Origin of the sequence: Nonomuraea antri (assembly GCF_013283785.1) — a bacterium.
GTDB lineage: Bacteria > Actinomycetota > Actinomycetes > Streptosporangiales > Streptosporangiaceae > Nonomuraea > Nonomuraea antri.
Genome location: NZ_JABCPZ010000387.1, coordinates 1 through 5,562 on the forward strand (window position 1 = coordinate 1; position 5,562 = coordinate 5,562).

General features: G+C 72.3%; 5 protein-coding genes. 3 read left to right on the forward strand and 2 right to left on the reverse strand.

The window, feature by feature from the left end; translation table 11 throughout:
- Positions 1-243 (forward strand): hypothetical protein (locus HII36_RS52860; RefSeq protein ID WP_173530974.1); only part of this gene is annotated, 243 nt, incomplete at its 5' end.
- 167 nt (positions 244-410) lie between these two features.
- Here the strand turns inward: HII36_RS52860 and HII36_RS52865 are convergent.
- Positions 411-1,784 (reverse strand): GH12 family glycosyl hydrolase domain-containing protein, encoded by a 1,374-nt coding sequence (locus tag HII36_RS52865; RefSeq protein ID WP_173530975.1) that lies wholly within the window; start codon positions 1,782-1,784, stop codon positions 411-413.
- Positions 1,785-2,043: 259 nt separating this feature from the next.
- On the opposite strand from HII36_RS52865, the gene HII36_RS52870 reads away from it, so the two are divergent.
- Positions 2,044-3,102 carry a lytic polysaccharide monooxygenase gene (locus tag HII36_RS52870; RefSeq protein WP_173530976.1) on the forward strand — a complete coding sequence of 353 codons (1,059 nt, stop codon included), beginning with the start codon at positions 2,044-2,046 and terminating at the stop codon, positions 3,100-3,102.
- Complete coding sequence (locus HII36_RS52875; RefSeq protein WP_173530977.1) at positions 3,099-3,614, forward strand: hypothetical protein; 516 nt, start codon at positions 3,099-3,101, stop codon at positions 3,612-3,614. Before HII36_RS52870 ends, HII36_RS52875 begins: the two co-directional genes overlap by 4 nt.
- 246 nt (positions 3,615-3,860) lie before the next feature.
- Here HII36_RS52875 and HII36_RS52880 read toward each other — a convergent pair whose 3' ends face one another.
- Positions 3,861-5,465 (reverse strand): cellulase family glycosylhydrolase, encoded by a 1,605-nt coding sequence (locus HII36_RS52880; RefSeq protein WP_173530978.1) that lies wholly within the window; start codon positions 5,463-5,465, stop codon positions 3,861-3,863.
- Between the last annotated feature and the right edge of the window lie 97 nt (positions 5,466-5,562).

Below are 5,562 nucleotides of genomic sequence, written 5' to 3' on the forward strand. Positions count from 1 at the left end.
CGCGAGACGCGGGCGGCCGGGGACGGCTTCCGCGCCGCACTGGAGACCAAGGCGTGCGCGGCGACGGACAGCGACGTCGTGCTGGATCTGGAGCAGGTGGCCCGCGGCGTCCGGGCCTCGGGCAGCCCGTCGGCGCTCGCCTCGCTGCGCCGCAAGCTGGCCGACAGGGAACGCGAGGGCCGGCTCAGCCGCGCCTGCCGCACCGCGCTCGAATCCCACCTGGACGACTTCGCCCCACCCTGACCCCCCGGGGAAGACGAGCGGCCGGCACCGGTGTGGAGGTCCGGTGCCGGCCGCGTCGTGGGCGGGAGGCGCGGGGCTCCACCGCGCACCCCCGCCCGGGGCCGGGGAGCGCGGCCGGCACCGCCACGCCCCCGGGAGAGCGGACCGGCCGGCCCGCTCCCGATGGTTCAGGCGCAGGTGTAGCCCGAGGCCACCTGCGTGCCGCCGTCCGGCCGGCCGGCCTGGAAGCCGAAGCCGGTGCTGCCGTTCGGCGGCAGCGTGCCGTTGTACGGCAGGTTCCGCACGGTCACGGTCCGCCCGCTGACGCTGAACGCGGCGTTCCACGACCCGGTGATCGTGTGCCCGGCCGGCAGCGTGAACGTGACGGTCCAGCCGTTCATGGCCGACGAGCCCCGGTTGGTGACCGTGACGGGCTGCACGACGTACCCGTTGCTCCAGGCGTTCTGCGTGGTCGCGGTGACCGAGCAGCCGCCGCCCTGGTCGCCCGGCGGCGTGGTCACGGTGATCGTGGCGGACTCCGGCGAGAGGTTGCCCGCGCCGTCCCTGGCCCGCACCCGGTAGCGGTAGGTGGTGGCCGGGCTCAGCCCGGTGTCGGTGAACGACGTCGTGGCGCTGGTGCCGACCTGGGTGAAGGTGTCACCGGTGGCCCGCAGGACGTCGTAGCCGGCCAGGCCGCTGCCGCCGCTGTCGGTGGCGGCGGCCCAGGACAGGTTCGTGCCGGTCTGGGTGGTGCCCGAGGCGGTCAGCCCGGCCGGGGTCGTGGGCGGCGTGGTGTCGCCGGTGCCGGACGAGCCGAAGGAGAAGGAGTCGACCGCCAGCCCGGCGCCGCCGACCCAGGGCTCGAATCCGGCCTGGACGCTGGTCAGGTACCACGAGCGCTGGCCGTACCCGCGGCTGACGGCGTCGGAGTAGAAGGTGTCGATCGCGAAGTCGATCGTGGTGGCCGGGGTGGTGCGGACGTAGGAGATGACGTTCCAGCCGATGTTGCCGAACCAGACCTGCCAGGTCGCGCCGGCCAGGTTGACGGTGCCGACCGGCGAGCCGATCGGCTGGATCGAGCCCTGCCGGTTGAGCCAGATCATCAGCTCGGCGCCGGTGTTCTGACCGTCGGTGCGCGGGGTCGGGTCGAACCACAGGTCGTAGGAGGCGTTGTAGGTGGCCGAGCCGGTGAACGTCATGCTCACGCCGCTCCGCAGCGCGCCGAACCCGGCCGCGCTCGCCCGCATGGGCAGGTTGCTGCCAGTGGTGCAGTTGGCGTAGTGACAGCCGGCGTAGATCGACGGGTAGGCGGCGGGCGCGCCGTTGGTCGGGTTGTTGTGCGCGGCCTGGGTGACGGTGAAGCCGCCGCTCTGGTCGACGTCGACGCACTGCGCGGTGTCGGCGCCCCAGACGTTGTTCTGCACGATGTACTTGCCGCTCTGGATGCTCGCCGAGCCCCACTTCTCGCAGATCACCGGGGCGGCCTGGGCCGGGGTGGCGTACAGGCCGGTGGCGAGTAACGCCCCGGCGGCCGCGACGATCAGTTGTCGCACGTGCCTCATGGCATGTTGCTCCTGCTTCTCTGGAACACGGGGGGTTCTGGGAGCGCTCCCAATCAGCATCACGGCGCACCGCGCGCCCGGCAACCGCGCTCACCCCGCGCGGAGGCGGCGCGGGACAGGCCACCAGCGGAAACCATGACCAAGATCGGCTGAAAGTTTCACGCCGCGTTGTCGGGAATCGGCACGCCGTGATTCAATGCGGCTGGCCGGGCGGGCTGAACGTGGGCAGGTTCCTCTGTCGCTCGAACGAGGGAATCCCATGAAACGCTTTCGATCGGCGGCGCTCGCCGCCGTCCTGGCCCTGATCGCGTCCCTGCTCATCGCGCCCGCGCCGGCGCGGGCGCACGGCGTCACCATGTTCCCCGGCAGCCGCACGTTCCTGTGCTGGCAGGACGGCCTGCGCGAGAACGGCTCGATCCAGTCCTACAACCCGGCCTGCGCGGCGGCCGTCGCGCAGAGCGGCACCACGCCGCTGTACAACTGGTTCGCCGTGCTCCGCTCCGACGGGGCCGGCCGCACCAGCGGCTTCATCCCCGACGGCCAGCTCTGCAGCGGCGGCACCGGCGGCCCGTACGACTTCACCGCCTACAACGCGGTGCGCTCCGACTGGCCGCTGACCCATCTGACCTCGGGCGCGAACATCCAGGTCAAGCACAGCAACTGGGCCTCGCACCCCGGCTCGTTCGTCTACTACGTCACCAAGAACGGCTGGAACCCGAACGCCCCGCTGAAGTGGTCGGACCTGGAGTCGTTCGGCAGCGCCGCGAACCCGCCGCAGTCCGGCGGTCCCGGCGGGCTCAACTACTACTACTGGAACGTCCAGCTCCCGCCGGGCAAGACCGGCCGGCACATGATCTTCATCCACTGGATCAGGTCCGACAGCAACGAGAACTTCTACAGCTGCTCCGACGTGGTCTTCGACGGCGGCAACGGCGAGGTCACCGGCGTCGGCCCCGGCAGTGGCACGCCGACGGCGACCCCGACCGTCACGCCCACCGACCCGCCGCCCGGCGGCTGCTCGGCCACCTGGAAGGCCACCTACACCGGCTGGAGCGGCCACTTCCAGGGCGAGGTGACGGTGAAGAACACCGGCGCCACGCCCATCAACGGCTGGACGGTCCGCTGGACCTACGCCGGCGGCCAGGGCTTCGAAGGCGCGCCGTGGAACGGGGTGCTCTCCGGGCAACCGCCGCAGGTAGCCGTCGAGAACGCTTCGTACAACGGGCGGCTCGCGCCGAACGCGTCCACCACGTTCGGCTTCAACGCCACCGGCTCGGTCCCCGACCCCGCACCCACCCTGACCTGCACCGGCTCGTGACAGCAACGCGTCGCGGGCAGGTCGCGACAGTCGTCACCCTGGCCGGCCTGACCCTGGCCGGGGTGATGCTCTTCGCCGCCACCCGGGAATCGCCTTCGGCCCTGGACGCGCGGCTCGCCGCCGAGGTCACGCTCATCCTGGAGCGGGCCTCGCCGGACGAGCACCACGACCACGGCCACCGGTTCGAGTCCCGGGTGGTGTGCGCGGTCGAGCCCTTCGGCACCGAACCCGCGGACGCCCGCGCGCTGACCGAGGTGCGCTGGGTCTACGCCAGGCACATGTGCGCGGTCAAGGGGGCGAGCGCGGAGTGGTCGACGTCCGTGCGCGCCTCGGGGCCGCTGGCGGTGCGCCTGGGCAGCCCGCCGCTGGTGCGCGTACCGGAGCCGGGCCCCGGGTATCCGGACCGGGTCAGGGGGCTCATCCCGGAGCGGTACCACGACGAGGCGTTCGCCGGCTTCGCGGCCGAGGACGCCATCGACGCGGCCAGGCAACGCTTCTCGCAACCCGGTTAGGTCAACCCTAGGTTGACGATCGATGCATCGTCAACCTAGGGTTGACGCATGTGGTGGTCGCGGTACTCGGTTCTCGGCTTCGTCCTGACGTGCCTGCTCGTGCTCGCCCTGGTCGTCGCCGCGCTCTGAAAGCGCCGAGGACGCGGCCGGCGGAGGGGTGCCGGCCGCGTCCTGCCATCCGGGCGGGATGGTCGGGCAGGATTGAGCGGGTGGTGTCTCACCTCCTCCTTCTCCGGGGTGGGCGGGTCAGTTGGCGCAGGTGAACCCGGACGGCAGCGAGCTCTGCCCGGCCGGCCGGCTCGCCTGGAAGCCGAAGCCGGTGCTCCCGTTCGGCCCGAGCGTGCCGTTGTAGCCCAGGTTCTCGGCCGTGACGGTCTGTCCGCTGACGGTCAGCGCCGCGTTCCAGTGGCCGGTGCCGGTGTGCCCGGCCGGCAGCGTGAACGTGACGGTCCAGCCGGTCCTGGCCGAGCCGCTGGTGTTGGTCACCGTCACCGGCTGCACCACGTAGCCGCCGCCCCACTGGCTCTGCGTGGTGGCGGTCACCGAGCAGCCGCCACCCGTGTCGCCGGGCAGCGTGGTGAACGACGCCTGCGCCGACGGCGCCGACCGGTTGCCAGCCGCGTCCCGCGCCCGGACGTACACCTGGTAGCCGGTGGCCGGGCTCAGCCCGGTCAGCGCGATGGAGTTGACGGCGGTGGTGCCGAGCAGGGTGTCCGGCGCGCGGTACACGTCGTAGGCGGTGACGCCGACGTTGTCGGTCGAGGCGGCCCAGGTCAACGTGGCGCCCGAAGCGGTGACGGCCGAGGCGGCCGGGGCGCCCGGCTGGGACGGCGGGGTCGGGTCCGTCGGCGTGCCGCCGTAGATCGCGGCCTCCCTGGCGGTGGCCGCGATGCCGTTCGCGCCGTTGAACAGCCGTTGCCCCCAGGGGGTGAGCTTGGTGACGTCGAAGCCGGTGACCTGGTCCAGGTACTCGACGCCGCCGCCGTTCCCGCTCCAGGACCAGCCCAGGTAGCCGATCCCGCGCGCGACCGCCTGGGCCATGATCGTGTCCTCGTCCGGGTCGCCGTCGGAGTGGTCGAACCCGAACTCGCCGATGACCAGCGGCAGCCCGGCCGTCTTGAAGGCGTCCAGGTAGGAGGTGATCTCGGCGGCCGTGTCGTAGACGCCGTACATGTGCACGGAGAAGATCGTGTTCTTGTCCGGGTCGCTGTCGAAGACCGCGCGTGCGCCGGCGCGCATGGTGCCGAGCCAGTCCTGGCCCCAGTTGGGCGCGTCCACCATCAGCGCGTGGTCGAAGCCGTTGGCGCGCAGCTTCCCGATCGCCGCCGAGGTGGCGGCGGCCCAGCCGGGGGTGGTGGCGTTGTTGCCGAACGGCTCGTTGCCGAGGTTGACGACGACGTAGTCTTCCTGGCCGGCCAGGGCGCTCTTGACGCTGATCCAGTAGTCGGCGGCCTGGTCGAGCGTGTACGCGCCGCTCTGCTCGCCGTACCCGGTGGTGTCGTGGTTCTCCAGCACGCAGATGAGCTTGTTCTGCTTGCACAGCGAGACCACGCCGGCCACGTCGGAGACGCCGTTGGGGCTCCAGCGGCCGCCGCTGAGCACCACCCGCACCGTGTTGGCCTTGAGCGACTTGATGTCGGCGAACGCCTTGGTCCGGCCGGGGTACCAGGTGTGCGCGTGGCTGGTGCCGCGCATCACGAACTCCTGGCCGCCGCCTTCCAGGATCTTGGCGCCGCTGACGTGGATGCCCGTCGCGGCGTGCGCGGCTCCGGCCGGGACGGTCAGCAAGGCCAGGACCAGGATCAGGGCCGGGGCCAGGAGCAGGGCCGGCGCGGTGAACAGTGATCGCATGTGCTGCCTTTCACTGAGCGGCGGACCACCCGCCGCGGGCCGAGCGTGGAACCGCCCCCGCCGCGGCTGCGGCGGGGGCGGGGCTCAGGCGGGGGTG

What these genes read in the sequence shown, in the direction of transcription:
- HII36_RS52880 (WP_173530978.1), bottom strand. Translation starts at nt 5,465, where the DNA reads ATGCGATCACTGTTCACCGCGCCGGCCCTGCTCCTGGCCCCGGCCCTG.
- HII36_RS52870 (WP_173530976.1), top strand. Translation starts at nt 2,044, where the DNA reads ATGAAACGCTTTCGATCGGCGGCGCTCGCCGCCGTCCTGGCCCTGATC.
- HII36_RS52865 (WP_173530975.1), bottom strand. Translation starts at nt 1,784, where the DNA reads ATGAGGCACGTGCGACAACTGATCGTCGCGGCCGCCGGGGCGTTACTC.